Origin of the sequence: Streptomyces sp. NPDC096193 (genome assembly GCF_040302905.1) — a bacterium.
GTDB lineage: Bacteria > Actinomycetota > Actinomycetes > Streptomycetales > Streptomycetaceae > Streptomyces.
This window is the reverse complement of the sequence record NZ_JBEOSJ010000024.1, coordinates 24,091-45,199: the sequence shown is the minus strand read 5'-3', so window position 1 is coordinate 45,199 and position 21,109 is coordinate 24,091. Positions and strand designations below refer to the sequence as shown.

Below are 21,109 nucleotides of genomic sequence, written 5' to 3'. Positions count from 1 at the left end.
CGATAGCGGCAGTCACAACAATCTCCACCTAAGGCGACAGTAAACGGAGAACCAATCTCCGCTTGGGTCTCCATCGTAGCACCTAAGTGGAGAAGTCGTCTCCATATAACTGCTATAGTGGATGCATGAGCCGTGAAACCGCCCCCGCCCCACCCGCCGATGAAGCGTCGGCCCGCCCGCTGCGCGCCGATGCGGAACGCAATCGTCAGCGGATCATCGCCGCAGCTCAGCACGTGTTCGCCCAGCGAGGGCTCGACGTCACCCTGGACGACATCGCCCACCACGCGGGCGTCGGCGTGGGCACGGTCTACCGGCGCTTCGCCAACCGCGAGGAACTGGTCGAAGCGATCTTCGACACAGAGATCCAGCGCATCACCGACATCGCGGAAGAGGCCCTCACTCACCAAGACCCCTGGGACGGGCTCGTCCACTTCTTCACCACGGCCAGCCAGGACTTCGCCGACGACCGCGGACTGAGAGAAGTGCTCCTGGTCGGTACACACGGCAAGGACCGGGTCGCCGCTGCCCGTGAACGGCTCTCGCCTGCGATCGCTGCCGTCATCGAGCGCGCCCAGCGGCATGGCGCACTCCGCGACGACATCGAGGTGACCGACTTCCCGCTCATCCAGATGATGCTCGGGACTGCGACGCAGTTCAGCCAGGCCGGCTCGCCCGGCCTCTGGGAGCGCTACCTCACCCTGATTCTCGACGGCCTCCGCACGAGCCGTCAGGTCCCCACCCCCCTGCCTCATCGTGCACTCGGTCAGGAGGAATTCGATCGGACGGCCGGCGCCGTAAGAGTGCTCTGACCGAATGCGACCGGGCCCTGCGCCGAACCTGTTGCCCGACTCGAACCGGGCAACCTGGAGCCCCGCCACCAGCCGCGTGTGCAGCGCGGGTCCGACAGGGGCGGCGCGCTCCCAAGCCCTTCACACGAGGCCATCAGCTCGCACCGAAGCAGACCGCGAGTTTGTCGAACCTCTTGGCGACCGCCCGGTTGCCCTTAGAGGATGTCTCGTGTGGTGAGTTTTGCGAGTCTCTTGTAGCAGGTCAGGGTTGCGGCGAGGCCGAGGAAGTGGCTGCCTTTTCGTTCGTACCGGACGGTGAGGCGGCGGTAGCCGAAGAGCCAGGCGATCGATCTCTCGATCTTCCAGCGGTGGCGGCCGAGGCATTCGCTGGACTCGATGCCGGGCCGGGCACTCCGTGAGATGAAGTTCCGTCTGCGGAGCCAGCGGAGGTGTTCAGCGGAGTAGTACGCCTTGTCCGCGCGGACCTTCACGTGCCGTCTGCGCTGGTCCGCGCCGGGAGCGGACGGCGGGTATGCCCAGGACCAGCGGCTTGAACGCCTGACTGTCCTGCAGGTTCGCCCCCGACACCGCGACGGCCAGCGGCAACCCCTGGGCCTCGGACAGCACGTGCACCTTGCTGCCCTTCTTGCCCCGATCGACCGGATTCGGCCCGGTCAGCGCCCCCCTTTCGCCCGCACCGACGCGGCATCGACAATGGCGGAAGTCCAGTCCAGCTCGCTCTGGCGCCGAGCTCGTCGAGCACCGCCCGGTGTAGACGACGCCATAGACCGGCTTTGGTCCACGCCGCGAATCGACGATGCGCGGTGGCGGGCGAGGTGCCGAACGTCGGAGGCAGGTACCGCCAAGCGCAACCGGTGGTAAGCACGTACACCACCGCCGTGAACACCCTCCGGTCCGCTACCGGCACTGTCCCGACGCCCTGCTGTCTGGGCCGGAACGGCGGTATCAGCGGTGCGGTTGGCGTCCACAGCTCATCGGGGACCAGGTCGCGCGCAAGATCCACTGCCATAGGGACGATCATCCCCAAGAGGGCTCACGGTCCAGCGGGGCAGTGTGGGAATAGCAGTTGGGCACCGAGTCCCACGGCTTCTACCTCTTCTCCGAGCTGGCAAGACCGTTCGGGGACGACCCCACACTCGACTTCGTCGTGAAAGCTCGCGGGCAATGGGTGAGCATCGAGACCTTGGTGCGGACGTGGGACGGCGACGGCCTTGACGCTTTCCTCTCCTCGTTGGTCGAGGACTTCCGTGGCTGGGAAGGAGCTCGCGCCTGCCGCTCTCTGGAACGCGACCTGACGATCTCGGCGGAACACCACACGGGCGGCTACGTTGTGGGGTATCCACGATCGACCTCCGTGAGAGGAGTGGCACTTCGAGACCACCACCGTGCACGCGGCCGGCGAGGAGATGCGAAACCACGCCGCCGAGTTTCACACATTTCTCACGAGGATCGTTGAGTAGCTGAAGCACCACGTGAGACATCCTCTTAAGCCGGTTGACTGAAGCCGCTGTCCAGGCGTAACTCCTCCAGCCTCCGTAATGCCGGCCGGAGTCGGCAAACGATCGTGTCGACAGATTGCCGACGCATCCAATGAACCCGTGCAGTCCGGGGGTTCGCCTCGGCTGAATCCAATCAGATCCGATCGCGACTGCTGACAGGGTTTTACGACGGATAGGGTCCACTCCTCCGTACGGAAGGGACCCCTTGGTGGCGAACCTGGTCTACGAGCGGGTCTCGACCGACCAGCAGTCCACCGCCCGACAGAACCTCGTCCTCGACGAGGCCGGGGTCGAGGACCCGGTCGTCTTCGAGGAGGACCCTGGCACCTCCACCCGCCTCCACCCCCTCCAGCGCCCGAAGTTCCGCGAACTGCTCACCTACGCGCGGCCAGGCGACACCGTGCGCATCTCCACACGCTGCGCCTGCACCGCCCGCAGGGCCAGGGAGATCTGGATCCAGCTGACCTGCGGAGACCGGCCGGGGTGGGCCAGAATCGCGTCGCAGGCCCGGGTGAAGGTCTCGGTGATGGTACGAGGGTTCGAAGTGCGCGGGTGATGCCCATCGACAAAACTGTGAAGAGCACCACCTGCGTCGTACGGAAACCCTCGTTCATAAAAGGTGACGAACCTGGCCACATCGACGCCGCAGTGCCCGGTCACGTACTACCCGATCGTGACGCAGCAACTGTTCCGGTCCAACGCCGAACGGGTCAAGGACAAGCCCTACGCGAAGTACTTCTCCGGCGACATGCGGCTCCGCGAGGAGGTCCTGCCGCACCTGAAGCAGGCATTGGCTCCGGAGGACACGCTGACCTCCCGGCCGGAGGACCTCAACAAACTCCTCGACCCCGGCTACCTCCGGGAGGAGCTGGGGTTCGGCCTCACCCAGACCGGTCACCCCTACACCGCTGGCCTCAACCGCTTCCCGCGCTGTACCACGGAAATGTTCACCTGGTGGATGTGGTGGCACTCCGTCGAGCGCGAGCGCTACTCCCTGTGGCACCCCTACTGCCACGTGCAGACCATCCCCCGGAACCAGGACGTGCTCACCAAGCCCGGCCTCGGCGACTTCGAGCGCATCGTCGGCAACACCCCACGACATCGTCGAGTACATCGGCTCGCAGCGCATGGAGCTGGTCGCGCACTTCGTCGAGCCGCACGAACTGGGTTTTGACGCCGACCGTTTCGAGGCGGTCGGATACAGCGGCTACGCGTGCTCGGCCATCGAGGGCGGTGTCATGATCCACCTGGCCCGCGAGACCGGGGACGGCTTCGAGCTCCGCAGCCGATTCATCTTCGACCGGGGGGCCGAAGCGGCCCCCGACGACGAGGCGGGGGGCGCCGGCCTCGCCATGGCCTACGAGCTGTTCATCCATCTCCAGAGCGAGTTCACCCACCTGTCGACGTTCCTCGCCGACCTCTACGGCGAGTTCGGCCAGCGTCCCTGAACCCGTCACGAAAGCCCTTGGGGCCGGTCTTGTACGCAGCCGAAGCGCTGCGTACAAGACCGGCCCCAAGGGATGTTGCCGTTTTCGGCCTCAAACGACCGGCACCCCCGGGCGGGCGGATGGGGGTCGCCGTGGCGCCCCCTCCGCGGTGAGCGTGAGCAGTTTGCGTCGGCGGTTCTCGGGGTCGACCTCGCGGGCCGGAAGCCCCGCTGCTCCATCCTGTGCACCAGGGCGGCCAGGGTGGCCGGATCGATGCCCGTGGCCTCTCCCAACCGGTCCTCGGGAAGATATCGGCAGTTCGGGTCGATTCTGCCAGCCGCGTCACGAGGCCCCGGGTGGTCAGCCACAGCACCCCGTTCGGGCCGTACCTGCCGACCAGCGGGTAGGGCCCGCACCCCGACGCCGCGGCACCGTGTTGCCGGAGCTGGAGATCGGACCCCCGGGCCTGACCCGGGTCGAGAAGCTCCTCGTCGCGGCGCGGGGCAAGTGGGAGAAAGAAGACGTTCTGCGCCCGCCGGTCGCCAGGGCGAGGCGGGCACGGCCCGGCTCGCGCGTTGCCGTCAGGAACGAAGGGTGCGCAGGCCGGTGCGGATTTCGCTGACCAGGATTTCGGGCTGTTCCAAGGCCGCGAAGTGCCCGCCCTTGTCGGCCTCGCCGTAGTGGATCAGATTGCTGTAGGTGTCTTCGATCCAGCTACGTGGCACGCGTGGGATGTCCCTCGGGAAGACGGTCACCGCGACCGGAAGCGCCACCTTCGGGCCGGCGAAAGTGAGCGACTTGTTCTCCCAGTAAATTCGGCCGGACGACGCTGCGCTGTTGGTGAACCAGTAGAGAGATATCGCGTCGAGCATGTCGTCGACGCTGAGAGCATCCTCGGCGAGCCCGTGATTGTCGGTCTTGGACTGGAACTTCTCGTAGATCCAGGCCGCCTGGCCAGCGGGAGAATCCGCGAGGGCGAATCCGACCGTCTCCGGCTTCGTGCCCTGAAGGTGGTTCGCCCCCCCGAGATCGCCGGCGTAGAGGGCGAGGGTCTCCACGGCGTAGCGCTGTTCGGGCGACAAGGTCTCGGGTATCTGAGCGGGAAAGGCGTACTGGGTGTTCAGATGAATTCCGAGAAGCCCCTCAGGTTGCATGGCCCCGAGGGCGGTGGTGACGACGGCACCCCAATCGCCGCCTTGCGCGGCCCATCTCGTGTAGCCGAGACGCTTCATCAGCTCCACCCACGCGCTTGCGATGCGCGATACAGTCCACCCGGTCTCCGCAGGCTTCTGGGAGAACCCGAACCCGGGGAGCGACGGGACGACGACGTCGAATGAATCGGCGGCGTCTCCTTCGAAGGAAACCGGATCGGTCAGCGGGCCGATCAGCTTCAGGAACTCGACGATCGAGCCCGGCCATCCGTGCGTGAGTATCAGCGGCATCGAGTTGGGATTCTTGGACCTGAAGTGGATGAAGTGGATGTCCAGCCCGTCAATCTCGGTCAGGAATTGTGGGAAGCGATTGAGGTCGGACTCGAAACGTCGCCAATCGTAGCCGCGCTCCCAGTAGTCGACCAGGGATCTGGCGTTCTCTACGCGAACCCCTTGCGACCAGTCGCCCACCGTTTCCGGATCCGGCCATCGAGTTCTGGCCAGTCGCTGCTTCACGTCGTCGATCTCCGAATCCTGGATCGAGACGGTGAACGGGCGGAGGAGGGCCGAGGTCGGCGGGGTCGATGCGGACATTGCCTTCTTCTCCTGGGCTTCGAAGCACAGTGCAACTCTCCGTTGCGCACCAGTGTGCAGTCTATTTCACTGCGCACTGGTGCGCACAATGATGTCGTGCCCGCCGAATCCTCCCGTGTGCGCTCGATGAATGGGTCGCTGAGCCCGGACAGCTACGAATCGGAGGGGCAGGACAAGCAGGTCGCTTCTGTTGCTTCGGAGGAAAGGATCGACCTCGTCGCGCAGATGGAACATTAGGTCCCGTTGTCGGCGTACACGTGAACGTTTCCAGCCTCGTACGGATGAAAAGGGAAGTTACTGATGTGGTGAGACCTGCTGCTCGGAACTCTGCTGCTTGGCCGAATACGGGCGGCGGAGGGAGCTGGCAGTGGTCTTACTGATCGTTTCAGAATGAGGTCGGATCTTGTGTTCGGCGATCTTGGTCGCGAGGGTGTCCGGAGTGCGAGCTGATCTTGTTCCTGACGACATGTGGGAGCGAGTGGCCCTGCTTCTGCCGCCCGCCCCTGAGCGCCGCCGCTACCCGGGGCGGCCGCGGGTTCCCGACCGGGCGGCACTCGCCGGCGTCATGTACGTGTTGCGAACCGGTGTCGCGTGGCGCGATGTCCCCGCAGAGGCCGTGGGCTGCTCCGGGGTAACGGCCTGGCGCCGGCTGCGGGGCTGGACCGAGGCTGGCGTCTGGCCACGACTGCACGCCGCTCTGCTGGCCGCGGGACTGCGTTCATCGCTCATGCGAAGTCCCTTTCCGACCGGTATCCAGGCTGGGCCGAGATCCTCTCGTGAAGGACTTACGGGACGAGAAGTCGTTCCAGCTCCACGGCGATCGCGGTCATTCCAGCTTCGTTGGGATGGAACGACCCGGCCGTGCGCATCATGTCCTGGATGAACGGCTGCACCCACGGGTCCGCCGAGCCGAGTGCATGGTCAAGGCTGAGTTGAGACGCGAGAACGAGATCAGTGGCTGTCTGCTCTGCGGCGTCACGGAAGACCTTGCCGATCGCGTCCTGGATGACGAGGAAGGTCGCGACCTCTTCTTCCGTGAAAGGCGTCCATGAAAGCGAGTCATCATCGAGCACCGTCAGATAGTCCACCAGCACGACTCGCGCAGCGGGTGCCACCCTGCGCGCCTTCTCAATCACCCGGGCGAGACCAGCTGTCGCCTGTTCGATCGCGTCATCCGTGGGTACTTGTATCCCGCTCGGAAACATCTGACCAAGCATCGGCACGAGAGGTGAGTCCGGTTCGGCGTGACGCCATGCCGCATAGAGCATCGCGCCAGCGAACTGGAGGTCATTGCCGCCTGCGGTGATCGTAACGGCGTCCGCATCCGAGGGAACGCCGTCGAGTTGCGGTGGGTAGGAGCGGCCGTCGGCCATTTGCTGGGGAATGTCGATCACGTTGGCGGTTGTGGCGCCCGAGACCGTGAGATCGACCAGTCGCGCGCCAAGACGATGGGCGAGTTGGTGGGCGTAGTTCTTCTCCGAGCGCATCGCAGCAGCTTCGGCGACGGGCTCAATTCCGGGTCCGGCCGCGAATGAGCTTCCAAGGGCCGCAACAAGACGGTATTCAGTCACGGCCCAATGCTGTCACACTTCTGTAGCTGCGAACTGAGCATGAGGTCTCGCGCGACCCCAACCCGTTCCATACGGCGTCATCCCCCCTGAGCCCGTGGCTGAAGGGATTGTCCCCGGGCCGCCAGCGTCTCCGCAGGACGGCATTCTGAAACGATCAGTTAAACCCGCAACGTTGGCTGGAGTACGGCTTCACCGGGAACTATCAGCGGGTCAAAGGCGAGCGGCCAGGACAGACCCACTTCGTGTCCCACCGCAGCCACGGCAGCGGCCGTGGCCAGCACCAGTCCGGTGCCAAGGAGCATGATGCCGCGCACGTTCGTCCGGATCTCGCGGAGCGAAGTAGTCAGCGATTCCCAGTAGAGGAGAGGAGGCAGAAACAGCAGCAGAACGACCTCGGGAGGCAGGACCAGCGTGCGGAAGTCGGGGATGAGACCGAGCAGGCAGCCGCCCGCCACCAGCATGACCGGCTCGTTCCAACCCAAGCGGCGAGCCAGCCACGTGATGGCCACCACAGCCGCGAGGATCACCACGGTGACTTCGAGGCCATACATTCGGCACCCTTCTCCCGGCTGCTCCTCGCAGCCGTGTCGCAGCCCTCGCCCGGGCGCGCCACAGGGGTACGCGGTTTAGCCCTGGGCAAGTTCCCCCCAAGGCACCGACATGCATGAGTGTTCAGCCGGGTCCCGGGCGCCGGTGAGCTTCTGGTTCACGCAACGGCTTCCGCGACGAGGGCCATCCGCTGAAACAGCGGACGCGCGGTGGCCGCCAGGATCGGTAACGGCGGTCACGATGAGTTGCCCGTATCGGCCCGCGCCCAGTACACGTGCTGCATGCAGCGCGCTCGGCCATCACATCCCCTCCGGGGACGGGCCGGCGACCGGCGTGCCCGCAGCCATGATCTTGTCGATGTCCGCGCGGTCCTCCTCAGTCAGCGAGATGTCCGCTGCTGCGAGGCTCTCGTCGACGTGCTCGGCCCGCCGAGTGCCGACGATCGCCACGTGAACTGCCGGATGAGCCAGCGTCCACGCGATGGCCAGTTGGCTGACCGTCATGCCTCGGGCGGACGCGAACTGTTGCAGTTGTCGCACGACGGCAAGGTTCCTGCGATACGTCTCACCCTGGAACACACTGCTCTTGCCGCGCCAGTCGTCGGAGGGGAAGTCTGTGTTCTCGTCGAAGGTTCCGGTCAGCAGGCCGTGGGCCAGCGGACCGTAGACCAGCACGCCGATGTTGTACCGGCGGGCGTAGGGCAGGATCGTCTGCTCGATGTCGCGGCGGAACAGGTGGTACGGAGGCTGGACCGTCTCCACCGGCAAGGTCTCGGCGAACTCAGCCATCTGCTCGGTGTTGTAGTTGGACACGCCTACATGCCGGATCCTGCCCGCATCGACCAGCTCCCGTAGCGCACCGGCGGTCTCGGCAACTGACACTTTAGGGTCTGGCCAGTGGACCTGATAGAGGTCGATGTAGTCGATGCCGAGCGCCGCCAGGCTGGCGTCAACGCCCCTGCGCAGTGACTCGGGACTGGCATCGCGAGCGACACCGTTGTCCGTCTCGCGCAACCCGCCCTTGGTAGCGATCACCAGCTCGTCGCGATTCCTGCCGAGCTCGGTCCGAAGGGCGTCGCCCAGCAGCCGTTCTGACGCGCCGAAACCGTATGCCTGCGCGGTATCGAAGAAGTTGACTCCTTGCTCACGCGCCCGGCGGATGGCGGCCTTGGCCTCCTCCTCGGCGAAGCCTCCCCAGTCCCCGCCCAGCTGCCAGGTCCCGAACGCGATGCGGGACACCTTCAGGCCGGACCTGCCCAGCGTAGTGGTGCGCATGGCTACCTCCTCAGGCCAGATTGAACATCTTCCGATTTACGCCACCAGTCGCGGCGTTCTCTGGCTGTGCCTGCATGGTGACCAGCAGATACGTCGAAAGGCCAATTGGCGGATCGATAACGGCGATCGGGCCGATGCCTGCACCCACTTGGCCTCGATCGACGCCATGGTCCTCGATATTGATCACGGGGCTTGCTTCCGTTCGCCCGTCACGACGTGGGTGGCCGCGCTCGTCCGGCGTCGGTAGCCGAGAGCCGATTGTTGGACACAGCGGCGGCGACGAAAAGGAGCAGTGCCAGGCCGGGAGCTGCAGCAGTTTGCGCATGCGGTGCCTCCCAACGGTCCTCTGCGTGCGAGGGCCCGCAGGCGACCTACGGCGGTGGCTTCCGCAGGTAGTCGACGGCGGCGAGGTCTTCGCTGTCGTGTCCGGCCTCGGCGGTTGCTACCAGGCGGTCCCGGACAACTTGGAGCAGCGGGCTGGGGGTGGTAACCGCCGCGGCTAGGTCGATGTCCTTCAGGGCGAGTTGCACCGCGAATCCCGGCGCGTACGAGGCGCTGTCCATGAGGCCCACCTTCTGCAACTCGTACGGCATCGCGAGCGGGCCCGCCTCCAGCACCCGGACGAAGGTCGCGTGGTCGACGCCGAGAGCGTCGCACACCGCAAGGACGTCGCTCATCGCGACTGTCGAGGCAGCCATCCAGGCGTTGACCGCCAACTTGACGGCGCTTCCCTCGGTCCCTGTCCCGACATGCAGCACGGACGAGCCAAGATCGTCGAGCACAGGACGCGCCCGCGTGAGGGCGTCTTCGGTTCCGGCGGCCAGCCATACAAGTTTGCCCTGCAGAGCGGGCACGGTACTTCCCGAAACCGGTGCATCGAGGTAGGCAACACCGTGATCACTCGCCAGATCGGCAAGGGCGCCGGCGCTCCGCGGCCCTACCGTACTCGCCTGCACCCACACGGCATCTCTGTCGAGCCGGTCGATGGCGTCCGACATGACCTCCGCGACAGCATTGCCGTCACGGAGCACAGTGATGACGACTGACGCTCCGGAGACCGTATCGCCTACCGCGCTCACTGCTGTGACGCCGGCAGCGCCGTCCGCCACCGCGCGGGCCCGTTCCTCCGTACGGTTCCACAGCCTCACCTCGTGGCCGGTATCTCCGAGCCGCGTTGCCATCGCGCCGCCCAGTGCGCCTGCTCCGAGAACCGCGACGGTGGAAGCGTGAGCCATGGAGAACCCCTTACGTGTTTCCCCTTATCCATGTTCCACCGAGAAGCCGACCTTTTCCCGCCGAAGGAGCGCACCCGCCTCACGAGTAGCAAGTCAATGATCGGTCACATACCGGATGGGGCGACCGGAGGGTCGACGCCACGCGCTGACCCAGGCCGATACCGCTCACGTGCCGCAGCAAGCCGCGATGCTTCCGCCTCGATGGAATCGGCGCGTCCGAGGCAGGAAGACCCTGCCAGCGGGCCGCCGAGGTCCTTCTGGTCCCGCGCCTCGTACATGGACCTTGGTCAGGCGTGCAGGCTCATGGGGATATCTGCTTGGTCATGCTGGTCGGCATCGGCTCTGCCGGCGTAGACCTGCCAAGGGTCCTGGCCGGGCCCGTGGCCCCAGGGCCTTCCTGGAGGACGTAGCAGCCGGTGCCGACCTGCTCCACGTCGGTTTCGCAGCCGGTAGCGCCAAGCCGGAGGGTGGCGGCCTCGGACGCCTCGGAGGAGTCGACTTCGACGCCGAGGTGGTCCATCCGTGTGGCCTCGTTGAACGCGGGACAAGGTGAGCCTCATATTGCGTCTCCGCCCACCTGGTCTGCTATCTGTTCTGATCGGCCACAGTGCGCCGGTCACCGGCTGCCCACGTGGAACTGCACCAGCTCGCCCGCGACTACAACCGCCACCACAGAGAGGCGACGGCACCATGACGGATCACCACAGCGTCCGGCAGAAAAGTGCCCCCGGCTACATCCGGGAGCGGATCTCGGAAACCGGCGCGGGGCCGAATATTCGCCAGGTCCGGCGGCTCCTCGTTCTGTATTCCACCTCGTCCGTGGCCTACCACCCCGCCCGCCTCGAGACCGCGGACTGATCAACTCGTGCGGCTTCTACGCCGTGTCCAGGCCCCAGTAGCCCGCCACCACCGACCGGTGGGTCAAAGAAGCAGAGCAAACGCCGAGCCACCTCCCGGCCCGCCACCCGCCGCCGGACTGGGTGCTCGAGCACAGCGGCAAGGACAGGACCCCGATGTACGTCCATGGCGGCCCTGCAACATCAGCCTCGGCACCCGCCAGATCATCACCGCCCAGGAAGTCCGCGTGATCACCGACGGCTTGCGCGCCTGCGTCATGTACTGCCACACCGAACTCGGCATCGTCGCCCAACCGACGCCGCATACAGAGACTGTCAGGCTGCGTCCCATTGATGCGCACGACCGCCGCGCCATTCCACCCATCGTGGATCGTCCAGCACCTGCGCCGCATCCAGGACACCGGCGGCTTCCAGGAAGACGACGAAGTTGTGGTCGGAGTGGGCGAGGCCGAGGATCTCGTCCCGGCCGTGGCGGTGCGGTGTGACCGGCGGCCGCCACCGGTCGACGGCGGATGCACAACGATCGGCGCGCTGCTCATTCCTTCTATTCCCATGATCGTTAGGCTCGCTTCCGCGGCCGGACCGCCGTCTTCTTCGCGGCACGCTTCTTCGGTGTGTCATGCACGGTGACGTGCTCACCGCTCCCGGCCGGGGACAGCAACTGCCGCCACCGCCTGTATCTGCTGGTGGGGCAGTGTTCTTGAGGGGACGTCATCTGCTTCGTCGACCGCCCGCCACGTCGCCGCGACCGTCCTGACCGCCGGCGTCCTCGTCTCGGCCGTCGCCCCGCCGGCCTCCGCCCACGACGGTGATCGTGACCGTCACCGTCAGCCTCGGGTCGAGATCAGCCGCGTCCAGGCCGACAGCCCCGGCCGCGACAACGGCTCCAACCGGTCACTGAACGCCGATTGGGTCGAGATCACCAACAACACCCGGCGCGCGGTGAACCCGGGCGGCTGAACCCTGCGCGACCGCGACCGCGACGGCAACCGCTACCGCTTCGACGACGTCCGACTCCAGGGCCGCGCCAGCGTGCGCATCCACACCGGCGTTGGCCGCGACACCCGCAGCGACTTCTTCCAGGACCGCCGCACCTACTCTGGGAGAACCCCTCCGACACCGCCACCCTGCGTGACGACCGCGGCCGGACCGTCGACACCGAGTACTGGGGCCGTCACCACCACCGCCCCTGACGCGGCCACCCGCACCTGACCGTGGGCCGCTCCAGGGACGGTGTGCCATCGGCACGCCGCCCCGTCGTTGTGTCCGTCCGGGACCGGCCCGGCAGGCCGGCATGCCAGGGGTAGGGCATGGCGCGAGGTCATCGGGTGGTGACCGGCCTGAACGGTGGCCTTACGCAGCTCGTACTCTCCCCTCTGCAGGTCCCGGAACGCTGGATCAGCCGTGCGTCATCGCGCGCATGCGGCGGGCGTTCATCAACCGGGCCAGGGACCGTTCGGCGCCCCAGTGCCGGGGTAGCAGCACGAACCCGGAAAAGTCCTCCGGCCGGGGCCCCCATGAGCCCGGTTGGCCCAGACGAGCGTGACCTCCCGGTGTATCGGGCGCAGGCGGAAGAGGACGTCCTTCGCCGCCTGGGAGTCGTGCGGGTCGCCCTGGACGACCACGACCCTCAGGGGCGGTGTCGACCACGGGCTGGGGGCTGTGGCCGTCGAACCTCTTGTCTGGTCGTAACCGCGGGTGTCCTGCGCGGCGGTCGATGCCGCTGGGGCTGTTTGTGAGTCGATGGGACGGTTCCCCGGACGGACGGTGCCCGATTACCTCGAAGTCCGACACTCGGAAATCTGTGGCGGCTGGAGTAGACATTGGGTGGTGGTGTGGTTATGGTTTCTCTCGTAGCCGAGATGAGAACGGCCCGGCAGACATGAACTGCCGGGAAGCTGTATGTAGTTGCAGTTCGCAGGGCGGTGCGGTGGTGGAGTTCCGAAGCCGGAGTGGTTGCTGGATGGCGACGGGGCTGACGGCCGGACCGGGTGGCCCGCAGTGATCAGGGGCCGCCGTGAGCAGTACCGCAGTGGCAGTACCTGTATGTGCACTTCGCAGTACTCAGCAGTGAAGTCGGTGAGCAGTACCTCGGTGAAGGCGTCGGCTGCGGGCGCGCGCACTGGGAGGTTCGGCAGTGGGGTTCTGAGCCAGAGCGGATGCAGGATGGGCGACGGGGCTGGCTGCCGAAGAGTGGCGCTATGGCAGGCCACCAGTAGTTCGCAGTACCAGCAGTACGCAGTCCCAGAAAGTAGTTGATCAAGAGGGAAGAGCGGAGGAGCCAGGCGCCATCAGGATCGCCCGGGCAGCGTTTTGAGTCCGGGTACCGCAGGACATCGATAGTGAGGTGGTCTCCGGTCAAGCAACCGCGATCCCCGCATTGCCCGCCCTCTCCCGGGTGGACGTGCGGACACAGAAGGCCGGCGCAGTACCAGGGCCGGCAGATGGTGTAGCAGTTCCTTCGGGGCCCTGGTGCCATACGGCACCAGGGCCCCTCCACGTTTCGCAGAGAGGTGCAATGACAGCAGACGACTCGTACGGCCGTCTCGATGACGACGACTACCCCGCCTACACCATGGGCCGGGCCGCCGAAATGCTCGGCACCAGCCAGAACTTCCTCCGGGCCATCGGCGACGCCCGCCTCATCACCCCGCTCCGCTCCCCGGGCGGCCACCGCCGCTACTCCCGCTACCAACTGCGCATCGCCGCCCGCGCCCGCGAACTCGTCGACCAGGGCACCCCCATCGAGGCCGCCTGCCGCATCATCATCCTCGAAGACCAACTCGAAGAAGCCCAACGCATCAACGCCGAACACCGCCGCACCGCCACATCAGCGAATCCAACAGCCGCCTGAGCCAGCCCGAACTCGCGGCTTTCCCAGCATCCTTGCCGTTGCCCGGCACGCTTCAGCGTCCCGGGCAACATCGACTTCAGGTCAAGCCCTCGTCCGGGGCACCCCGCTGTGCCGATGGTCTGACCGACCTGGCGCCCGCTCGCGGACGGCAGCAGCGATGTGTGGATCGCCACACCCCGACGTCGTTGTTGTCAATTGGTGATGTCATCGATGCGGATACTCCGCTGGCAGAGGGTCGCGCACGAACCCGGTGCACCGCTCGTCACAAGCGCCCATGGTCTCGAAGTTCCGTCGAGCTTCGGTGAGGCTCAGCCCGCCATTTGGCCCGCCGCGAAGCCGATCTGCGTCGTGGTCATCCTGCCCGTCGTCCTCCCAGAAGCACACGGAGCAGATCTCGAAGTTGCCGCGCTCGCCAAGCGTCACGAAGCCGCAGCAGGGGCAGCGGTACGGGCCGTCTTCGGCCTTCCCCTAAATGTTCTCGAAAGGAGTAGCCACAGCGGCATCCTCCCTTGTCGTAGCTGCCCATCGCCACTGACTTGATGCGAACTGGGGGCAGCGCGGTGGCTGAGACCTACTGGGCTTGCCGGGAGCTCGCTGGTGGATCCCCACTCTCGTTTCGGCGCTGCTGACAACTGCTTTGTAAGTTCGACCGGACCGTCGTCGCACCTGTTCATACCTCGGGCAACGGCGCCGTCGACGGCTGCTCGGTCCTGCTGCTGCCCCGCAGTCGTTGATGTCAGCCGTGGATGGCACGGTGCCCCCTGGATGCGAACTATCAGCACGGCTGGCATCCACGTCAGCACGGACGGAGGACGAGATGTTGCTGCTCCGATCACTCGAGGAGAGGCTAAGCAGGGCGTCGCCAGGTCTCAGCGAGCGCGGACGGGACCGCGCCGGTCGTGGTGGACGGAAGGAGCAAGTGCGATGAGGGTCATGCTCAGAGCGCATCTGGACACCCAGATCTCGAATGAGGCACTCAAGAACGGCGCACTGCAGAAAACCATGCAGTCGATGACGGAACGGCTCAAGCCTGAGGCGGCCTACTTCGGCCCCAGCGAGGGCGGACGGTCCTGCACCTTCGTCTTCGACATGCAGGACAGTTCACTGCTGCCCACCATCGTGGAGCCGCTCTTCGAGGGACTCGGCGCGAAGGTCGAGATCCAGCCGGTGATGAACAGCGAAGACATGCAAAAGGGTCTCGCCGCGCTGCAGCAGGGCTGACCTCTTCGGCCGCCCACAACGCTGACCCGACGGCATACAGCACCGCATACGTCAGCACCGCAGAGACGGAGACCGGAGCGCCCGCACAGGCTCCGAGGCGGGCCCCAGCAGCACGGTCAGACCCCGACCCGCGAAGGCATGCAGCGCTGGCCCGTCCACCACCGGCACGCCCTCACTCGCTGGTGGTGTCGGCGTGCGCTGCCGACACCCAGCCGGCATAGGCCGCCCACCCCGCACGGTCCTGCGAGCCCGTCTGGATGTGCGCAACTCTGTGGCCCGCCCGCGGTGCTGCCGTGCCGTCAGCCGGTGGTGCGCACGCGATGGATGCTGTCCAGAGCGGCCGCACCGCCGGCGGCCTTGTCCACGACGTAGGCGGTGCCGCGATGCAACACCACGTGGTTGGTGTTCGTGCCGGTCGGCAGGACCGCGAGTGCCGTGCCCCGGCGTGGGTCGACCGCGGTAGTTGTGCCGGATCCCCGGTTGGCCACGTACACATGGCCGGCGCGGTCGTCGTTGGCCACCGCGAGACTCTCCACGCCAGTCAGGATCTCCTTGATGACGACGCCCGCTCGCAGGTCGACCACGGACATCGATCCGGCACCCTGATTGGCGGTGTAGGCGGTGGTGCCGTCGGTGGACAGTGCCACATCGATGGCGCCCTGGCCGACGGTGACGAACGTGGGCGTTCCCGCCGCGGGTCGGACGACGATCAGGCGGCTGTTCGTCAGGTCGGCGGCGAGAACGGTGCCCGTGCGTGTGTCGACGGCCAGACCGGCGGGTGTGGCACCGGGAATGATGATGCGCTTCTTCTCCTGGTAGGTACGGGCGTCGAAGGTGACGAGGCTGCCGTCCTCCAGTCCGGCCGTCCAAACCAGGTCGTGACGGGAGTCGATGACGACGTCCCGCGGATGCTTCACTCCTGGCACCGTGGCGAGATGACGACCGGTGCGCTGGCTGTATACGGCGAGGGAGTTGTCCACCGTGTTGGTGGTCCACACGGTGTTGTGCTCGGCGGGAATCCCACCGAACTGGTGACCCACAGTGTATTGTTCCGCGCCGAGTAGGCGGACTGGTAGAGCCCCTGTGCCAGTTCCGCAGAGTCCACCTTGTGGTGCGCTTGGCGGGTGTGGACAGTGCCCAGGGGTACGGCTGATGCCGCGCTGACCGGGCCGAGCGCGCAGGTCGCGGAGACGGCTGCGGCGAGCAGGACGCGGCGCCGGATGAACGAGCGGTTGGGGGACATGGCAGGTGACTCCTGTAGGTGTGTTCCGGGTGGGGGAGTGTGGTGCGGTCGGTGTGTCAGGTCCCGAGTGCGTGGAGCCGAGAGGTGATAACGGACGCGACCATGTCGAGCTGCAGTGGCTGCGTCATCTCGGCGTGCCGACAGTCCAGAGGGTGCTCGACCAGCCGCCCCGTCACATACGGCAGCCAGGCGAAGGGAGTGAGCCAGCCCTCCGGCCGGGGGGCTGCTGCCGTGAAGAACAGCAGATCTCCTTCGTAGACCTGGTGCCGATGGGTGCGCATCAGGCGGGCGTTGTTGGTCACTACTCCGAGGACGGCGGTGAGTACCCGTTCGGGCAGGGCCGCCAAGGCGCTGCCCTCATTGCGGAGGGTGGCCAGGACCTGGTCCCGGGTGAGGGCCCCTGTGCCGCCCTCGTAGCCGGCCATGCGCAGGAGGGCGTTGAGTGCGTCGGCTTCGGTGGGTCCGGCGAGTTCGCGCCACTGGTCGGAGGGGTAGGCGTCCATGAGAGCGAGGAGGTCGACCTGTTCGCCGGCCCGCTGAAGATGGACGGCCACGGTGTGGGCAATGACTCCTCCGACGGACCAGCCGAGCAGCCGGTAGGGCCCGTGAGGCCGGACGCTGCGGATCTGAGCCGCGTAGTCGGCGGCCATCTCGTCCATCGTCGCGGGGAGGGGTTCGTCGTGCATCAGTCCGCGGGCCTGCAAGCCGTGCACGGGCTGCCCGGGGCCAAGGCGGCAGCAGTCCTGAGTAGCACCAGCTGAGCCCGCCGGCCGGGTGGAACACGAACAGCGGGACACGATCGCCGCTTGCCCGTAGCGGCAGCAGCACCTCCAGGGCCGTGTCGGCGCCGCCGTCGCCGGTGAGGCATTCGGCGAGGGCGGCCGGTGTCGGAGCGCGGAACACGTACTCGGCTGTGTTGAGGGCGGGGCTTTGGGGGTCGATCGCCTGAGCGAACCACATGCCCTGCTGCGCGGCCGTGAGCGGGAGCCCAGCCGCGGCTCCCTGTGCCGGATGGGCAGGGGAGTAGTCGGTGGTGCGCGCGGCCGTCACGTGTGAGCTCCCATCAGGGCGGCCCACACTTCGATGGCCGGACGTTCGGCGAGGTCCACGAACGAGATCTCGGCCGCGTGTTCCCGCCGCCACCACTCGACCAGACTCATCAGCCGGACCGAGTCGAGTCCGTGGTCGCCGAGGTCCTCGTCGTCGGGGATGTCGGTCGGGTCCTCGCCCAGGACGTCCGCGACGTCCTGACGTATCTGCTGCACGGTCAGCGCCATGGTCATTCCCCTTGGGTGAGGATCGAGTCGGTGGTGGTGACGACGGCGCAGCGGCCCGCGGCGCCACGCAGTGCCGAGCGGTGTTCCCGTTCGCCGAAGTCGGCGACGGCGTCGGCGACGACGAAGGCCTCGACGTCACGCATCCAGGCGTCGCATGCCGTCGCGATCACACCGATGTGGGCGTAAACGCCGGTGATCACCAGTTGGTCGCGGCCGTGGCGCTCGAGGAGGGCGGCGAGGTCGGAGCGCACGAAGGCGCTGTACTTCCATTTGGTGATGACGGTGTCGCCGGCCTGCGGAGCCACTGCGTCCGCGATGGCCGAGGCGTGTGGGTCGTCGGGCAGTCCAGGGCCCCAGAAGTCCTGCTGGAGCCCACGCTCCTGTGGGCTTTGGCCGTCAGGCTGGGCGGAGTAGACGACGGGTATTCCGTGGTTCCTGGCGTGTTGCGTCAACCGGCCCGTATTGGCCTGGAGTTCACGCACCGGCCTCGTAGGCCGACAGGAAGTGGTTCTGCAGGTCGTGGACGAGGGTGGTCGAAGCCCTCGTGCCGGTCCGGGATCACATAGGCCACGGCCTCGGAGAACTCGCAGAAGTACCGGATTTCCGTCTCCCGGTGGGCGGGCAGCGCGAAGACGGGTAACGCGCCGATCCGGAACAGCGCGAACACGACCTCGAAGAACTCGGCGACGTTCGGGAGTTGCACCACGGTGGACAGCAGTTCGCCGGTGCGCGGGTGGCGGGCGGTGAGGTCCATCGCGGAGAATGCGCCGTCGTGGATGCGCAGGGCGAGGCGGTCGCGGTGGAGGGTGTCGAGCACGTCGAGGATGTGCCCAGTGCCGCGTACGAGGCGGAACATTTCGGAGATGTGGACGGTGTCGCCCGGCCGCGCGTACACGAGCAGCTCGGCGAACTTCGGGCGCTGAAGCGGGTGGAGGCGGCTGGAGGTGCCCGCGGCTTTCTCGAAGGCGATCGGGTCCTCGATCCCGGCCTCGTCCAGGACGAAGTTCTGGTGGTCGGTCGACTGCTGGTCGGTCGACACCCGCTTGTAGACCAGGTTGGCATGCCCCTCCCCGCGTCAGCAGCCGTCATCGGATCTGATTGGATCTGCGCCGCCGTCGGACCCCCGAAAGCCTGAGTTCATTGGACGGCCGCCGCGCCTGTCGTCATTCGTTCGTTTTGCGTCGCCGAGTGGGGGCGTCGCGGATGTTGAGCATTGCGCGCCAGTGTCAACGTTCCGGCTTCGGGTCAGGCCGGCGGGTCGGGGTGTATCTGGCGAGCATGGTCTGGACGGCCTGTTCGACGGCATCGTGGATGTCTGAGGCTGCGGGGTTCCAGTCGGTCAGCAGCATGCGGGGCCACAGGACGTAGTTGGCGATCATGCCGAGGAACTGGTTCGCGGCGCTCGCCGCGTCCGGGACATCAGCGTTGCCCGCCTCGTGCTCGGATTCCAAGTAGTGCTGAACGGAGGTGAAGTAGGGCAGTTTGCCGAGCTGGAACTGCATCCGTCCCAGTTCGGGGAAACGAGGCAGTTCGGCGATGACGATCCGGAACAGGGCTGTCATGCCGGGCTGGCCGACCAGGTCGGCATACCGGTGGCCGACGGTTGTCAGTCCGGCACGCAGATCTCCGGTCTGCGGCCGCGCGGCAGCGTCGTCGGCGTCACGCTGCCAGGACTCGGTGACGATGGCCTCGAAGAGGGCCGCCTTGGTGGGGAACCGCTTGAACAGGGTGGACTTCGAGACCCCGGCCGCTTCGGCGATCCGAGCTAGTGAGGTGCCGTCGTAGCCACGATCCAGGAACAGTTCTGTGGCTGCGGTGGTGATCGCCTCGCGTTTCTGCTGAGCGAGTCTGCGGTGGTGTGCGGAGAGTTCTGCTGCCATGCGGACAGTATGCCGCAGACCCGAGGCGAGTCACTTGACTCGCCTCGGTAGTCCTGCTTACGGTACGAGAGCAAGGCGAGTCGCGTGACTCGCATCCTATCTGTGGCGCCCGGGCGAATTCCGGTAGCCGCGCGGTGGAGGAACAGTTCATGACGATCGACAAGATCGCTTTGGTGACCGGTGCGAATCGCGGCCTCGGACGTGGCGCGGCCATCGCTCTGGCCACACGCGGGGTGCGGGTCTTGGTCACTCACCGCGGTGATGCGGCCGGGGCTGAGAAGACGGTGGAACAGGTGCAGGCGGCGGGTGGGACTGCCGCTGTTCTCCGGCTCGACATCAGCGACGTCTCCTCTTTCGCGTCCTTCACCTCCGAACTGAGCGAGCAGCTGGAGCGCTGGGGTACTTCGCGGCTCGACATCTTGGTCAACAACGCGGGAGTGGGGATCTTCGGACCGCTGGAGGACGTCACGATCGACGACTTCGACACGGTGATGGGCACCAACGTCCGGGGCACGTTCTTCCTCATCCAGTCACTTGTGCCGCTGCTGACCCAGGGCGGCCGCGTCATCAACGTCTCGACGTCACTGACCCGCCACACCAGCCCCGCCACCTCGGTCTACTCCGCCTCGAAGGCCGCCGTCGAAGCCTTGAGCCGCACCCTCGCCGCAGAACTCGGCCCGCGCGGAATCCGGGTCAACTCCATCGCCCCGGGGCCGACCGCCACCGATTTCAACGGTGGAGCGATGCGGGACGACGCCGAGATGCGCCAGGTTCTTGCCGGACAGACCGCGCTCGGCCGCGTCGGCGAACCTGAGGAGATCGGCGACGCCATCGCCACGCTGGCCTCCGAGGGCCTGCGCTGGGTCACCGCCCAGCGAATCGAGGTCTCCGGCGGCGCCCTCCTCTGAGCGACCGAGCGACGGCCTATAGAGACGCAGGCAGCGACGGCCCCGACTCACTCCCAGCCGGTCTCGTCCTCGTCCAGCTCCGGCGCATCAGGGTCCCGAAGCGGGCGCAGGACGCCGACGGCCGGGGTCGAGGCGGTGAAGCTGTAGCGGCCGAGTGTTGAGGTTCGCGTGCTTGAGCGGGGAGACGCGGGCAATGTCCTCGTCCAGGACGTCGTGCTTACGCTCCTCGGCCGGCAGCGCCCGCAACTCCTCGACGGCGGCATTCAGCACCAGCCCGAGCGCTCCGGGGTGACGCTGCGCCATCACCCCGAGACCGAGACCGGTTCATCGGAAGGGGTGCGCGGGCCCGGCATGGTCCGGGTGGTCAGATCCAGGTCGAGGCGCCGGTTCATGTCCAGCTCGAACGGGTCTGTAAAGATTTCGGCTCTGGCCCGTAGTCGGTGGTGACGCCGGGTAGCCATTCGCAATCATGATCTTGTGATAGATGTCAACTCGCTTGTCAGCACGGTGTTTTCCGGTTTGGCGGTGCTGGTCGTCGAGGACGTGGTGGACGGTGGTGACGCGGTGGTGGTCACGGCTCGCACTCGGGATGCGGCGGTGCCGTGTCCGGTGTGCCGGACGCTGACGGTGAAGGTGCACGGGTATCACTGCCGGGCGGTGGCGGACGTGCCGGTGGACGGCCGCCAGGTCGTCAGGGCAGGGGCCCGACTGGTTGCGCTCGTCGACGAGCGCGCGCCACAAGGGCCCGGGGCAGTGCACC

21 protein-coding genes and 8 pseudogenes are annotated in these 21,109 nt (G+C 66.7%); 14 read left to right on the top strand and 15 right to left on the bottom strand.

All coding sequences use genetic code 11. From position 1 onward, the window contains the following. Nucleotides 1–125 precede the first annotated feature (125 nt). Complete coding sequence (locus ABTX78_RS28340) at nt 126–809, top strand: TetR/AcrR family transcriptional regulator (RefSeq protein WP_352209619.1); 684 nt, start codon at nt 126–128, stop codon at nt 807–809. Between the two features lie 194 nt (nt 810–1,003). On the opposite strand, the pseudogene ABTX78_RS28335 reads toward ABTX78_RS28340, so the two are convergent. Further along, nucleotides 1,004–1,818 (bottom strand): annotated as a pseudogene (locus ABTX78_RS28335) (IS5 family transposase). Between the two features lie 138 nt (nt 1,819–1,956). On the opposite strand from ABTX78_RS28335, the gene ABTX78_RS28330 reads away from it, so the two are divergent. The 4 genes from ABTX78_RS28330 (at nt 1,957) to ABTX78_RS28315 (ending at nt 3,756) form a co-directional block, all read left to right on the top strand. Then, complete coding sequence (locus ABTX78_RS28330; protein ID WP_352209680.1) at nt 1,957–2,265, top strand: DUF6228 family protein; 309 nt, start codon at nt 1,957–1,959, stop codon at nt 2,263–2,265. Nucleotides 2,266–2,516: 251 nt separating this feature from the next. Further along, nucleotides 2,517–2,864 carry a recombinase family protein gene (locus ABTX78_RS28325; protein WP_352209618.1) on the top strand — a complete coding sequence of 116 codons (348 nt, stop codon included), beginning with the start codon at nt 2,517–2,519 and terminating at the stop codon, nt 2,862–2,864. Between the two features lie 117 nt (nt 2,865–2,981). Next, the gene (locus ABTX78_RS28320) at nt 2,982–3,482 is read left to right on the top strand and encodes a DAPG hydrolase family protein (protein WP_352209617.1); all 501 of its coding nucleotides are present in this window, start codon (nt 2,982–2,984) and stop codon (nt 3,480–3,482) included. Continuing rightward, a complete protein-coding gene (locus ABTX78_RS28315; RefSeq protein WP_352209616.1) occupies nt 3,436–3,756 on the top strand; it encodes a DAPG hydrolase family protein in 321 nt (106 codons plus the stop codon). Before ABTX78_RS28320 ends, ABTX78_RS28315 begins: the two co-directional genes overlap by 47 nt. 560 nt (nt 3,757–4,316) lie before the next feature. Here the strand turns inward: ABTX78_RS28315 and ABTX78_RS28310 are convergent. Next, nucleotides 4,317–5,480, bottom strand: coding sequence for an epoxide hydrolase family protein (locus ABTX78_RS28310; protein WP_352209615.1), 1,164 nt, complete (start codon nt 5,478–5,480; stop codon nt 4,317–4,319). Between the two features lie 96 nt (nt 5,481–5,576). Between ABTX78_RS28310 and ABTX78_RS28305 the strand changes: the two genes are divergently transcribed. Both ABTX78_RS28305 and ABTX78_RS28300 read left to right on the top strand, forming a co-directional pair. Next, a complete protein-coding gene (locus ABTX78_RS28305) occupies nt 5,577–5,717 on the top strand; it encodes a hypothetical protein (protein ID WP_352209614.1) in 141 nt (46 codons plus the stop codon). Between the two features lie 202 nt (nt 5,718–5,919). Next, nucleotides 5,920–6,186, top strand: a pseudogene (locus ABTX78_RS28300) (transposase); the annotation flags it as partial. A gap of 79 nt (nt 6,187–6,265) precedes the next feature. On the opposite strand, the gene ABTX78_RS28295 reads toward ABTX78_RS28300, so the two are convergent. The 5 genes from ABTX78_RS28295 to ABTX78_RS28275 form a co-directional block, all read right to left on the bottom strand. After that, on the bottom strand, nt 6,266–7,051 hold the full coding sequence (locus ABTX78_RS28295; protein WP_352209613.1) for an SGNH/GDSL hydrolase family protein: 786 nt from the start codon (nt 7,049–7,051) through the stop codon (nt 6,266–6,268). Nucleotides 7,052–7,209: 158 nt separating this feature from the next. Beyond that, nucleotides 7,210–7,602: a cation:proton antiporter domain-containing protein gene (locus tag ABTX78_RS28290; protein WP_352209612.1), complete on the bottom strand. Its 393-nt coding sequence runs from the start codon at nt 7,600–7,602 to the stop codon at nt 7,210–7,212. A 297-nt stretch (nt 7,603–7,899) separates the two neighbouring features. After that, nucleotides 7,900–8,874: an aldo/keto reductase gene (locus ABTX78_RS28285; protein ID WP_352209611.1), complete on the bottom strand. Its 975-nt coding sequence runs from the start codon at nt 8,872–8,874 to the stop codon at nt 7,900–7,902. Between the two features lie 10 nt (nt 8,875–8,884). Beyond that, entirely contained in the window at nt 8,885–9,199 is a 315-nt protein-coding gene (locus ABTX78_RS28280) for a hypothetical protein (RefSeq protein ID WP_352209610.1), read from the bottom strand. A 46-nt stretch (nt 9,200–9,245) separates the two neighbouring features. Then, the gene (locus tag ABTX78_RS28275) at nt 9,246–10,109 is read right to left on the bottom strand and encodes an NAD(P)-dependent oxidoreductase (RefSeq protein WP_352209609.1); all 864 of its coding nucleotides are present in this window, start codon (nt 10,107–10,109) and stop codon (nt 9,246–9,248) included. A gap of 690 nt (nt 10,110–10,799) precedes the next feature. Here ABTX78_RS28275 and ABTX78_RS28270 point away from each other — a divergent pair. The 4 genes and pseudogenes from ABTX78_RS28270 (at nt 10,800) to ABTX78_RS28255 (ending at nt 13,820) form a co-directional block, all read left to right on the top strand. Further along, nucleotides 10,800–10,967, top strand: a complete 168-nt coding sequence (locus tag ABTX78_RS28270; protein ID WP_352209608.1) for a LexA family protein — start codon at nt 10,800–10,802, stop codon at nt 10,965–10,967. Nucleotides 10,968–11,299: 332 nt separating this feature from the next. Continuing rightward, a complete protein-coding gene (locus ABTX78_RS28265) occupies nt 11,300–11,596 on the top strand; it encodes a hypothetical protein (RefSeq protein ID WP_352209607.1) in 297 nt (98 codons plus the stop codon). A gap of 123 nt (nt 11,597–11,719) precedes the next feature. Then, a pseudogene (locus tag ABTX78_RS28260) lies at nt 11,720–12,159 on the top strand (lamin tail domain-containing protein). Between the two features lie 1,325 nt (nt 12,160–13,484). Continuing rightward, nucleotides 13,485–13,820 carry a helix-turn-helix domain-containing protein gene (locus tag ABTX78_RS28255; protein WP_352209606.1) on the top strand — a complete coding sequence of 112 codons (336 nt, stop codon included), beginning with the start codon at nt 13,485–13,487 and terminating at the stop codon, nt 13,818–13,820. Between the two features lie 204 nt (nt 13,821–14,024). Here ABTX78_RS28255 and ABTX78_RS28250 read toward each other — a convergent pair. Beyond that, nucleotides 14,025–14,255 (bottom strand): annotated as a pseudogene (locus tag ABTX78_RS28250) (CPCC family cysteine-rich protein); the annotation flags it as partial. Nucleotides 14,256–14,744: 489 nt separating this feature from the next. Between ABTX78_RS28250 and ABTX78_RS28245 the strand changes: the two are divergent. Then, the gene (locus tag ABTX78_RS28245; RefSeq protein ID WP_352209605.1) at nt 14,745–15,041 is read left to right on the top strand and encodes a DUF3303 family protein; all 297 of its coding nucleotides are present in this window, start codon (nt 14,745–14,747) and stop codon (nt 15,039–15,041) included. 299 nt (nt 15,042–15,340) lie between these two features. Here the strand turns inward: ABTX78_RS28245 and ABTX78_RS28240 are convergent, their stop codons facing one another. The 6 genes and pseudogenes from ABTX78_RS28240 to ABTX78_RS28210 form a co-directional block, all read right to left on the bottom strand. Continuing rightward, nucleotides 15,341–16,081: a YncE family protein gene (locus ABTX78_RS28240; RefSeq protein WP_352209604.1), complete on the bottom strand. Its 741-nt coding sequence runs from the start codon at nt 16,079–16,081 to the stop codon at nt 15,341–15,343. A gap of 259 nt (nt 16,082–16,340) precedes the next feature. Continuing rightward, nucleotides 16,341–16,970 (bottom strand): thioesterase domain-containing protein, encoded by a 630-nt coding sequence (locus tag ABTX78_RS28235; RefSeq protein ID WP_352209603.1) that lies wholly within the window; start codon nt 16,968–16,970, stop codon nt 16,341–16,343. Between the two features lie 360 nt (nt 16,971–17,330). Beyond that, nucleotides 17,331–17,561, bottom strand: a complete 231-nt coding sequence (locus tag ABTX78_RS28230) for a phosphopantetheine-binding protein (protein WP_352209602.1) — start codon at nt 17,559–17,561, stop codon at nt 17,331–17,333. A 2-nt stretch (nt 17,562–17,563) separates the two neighbouring features. Then, nucleotides 17,564–18,089, bottom strand: a pseudogene (locus tag ABTX78_RS28225) (isochorismatase family protein); the annotation flags it as partial. A gap of 175 nt (nt 18,090–18,264) precedes the next feature. Beyond that, nucleotides 18,265–18,615, bottom strand: a pseudogene (locus tag ABTX78_RS28215) (recombinase family protein); the annotation flags it as partial. 172 nt (nt 18,616–18,787) lie between these two features. Continuing rightward, nucleotides 18,788–19,441, bottom strand: a complete 654-nt coding sequence (locus ABTX78_RS28210; RefSeq protein ID WP_352209601.1) for a TetR/AcrR family transcriptional regulator — start codon at nt 19,439–19,441, stop codon at nt 18,788–18,790. Nucleotides 19,442–19,590: 149 nt separating this feature from the next. Here ABTX78_RS28210 and ABTX78_RS28205 point away from each other — a divergent pair, with 149 nt between their 5' ends. Further along, entirely contained in the window at nt 19,591–20,349 is a 759-nt protein-coding gene (locus ABTX78_RS28205; RefSeq protein WP_352209600.1) for an SDR family NAD(P)-dependent oxidoreductase, read from the top strand. 47 nt (nt 20,350–20,396) lie between these two features. Here the strand turns inward: ABTX78_RS28205 and ABTX78_RS28200 are convergent. Further along, nucleotides 20,397–20,634 (bottom strand): annotated as a pseudogene (locus ABTX78_RS28200) (hypothetical protein); the annotation flags it as partial. 195 nt (nt 20,635–20,829) lie between these two features. Here ABTX78_RS28200 and ABTX78_RS28195 point away from each other — a divergent pair. Continuing rightward, a pseudogene (locus tag ABTX78_RS28195) lies at nt 20,830–21,042 on the top strand (ISL3 family transposase); the annotation flags it as partial. Between the last annotated feature and the right edge of the window lie 67 nt (nt 21,043–21,109).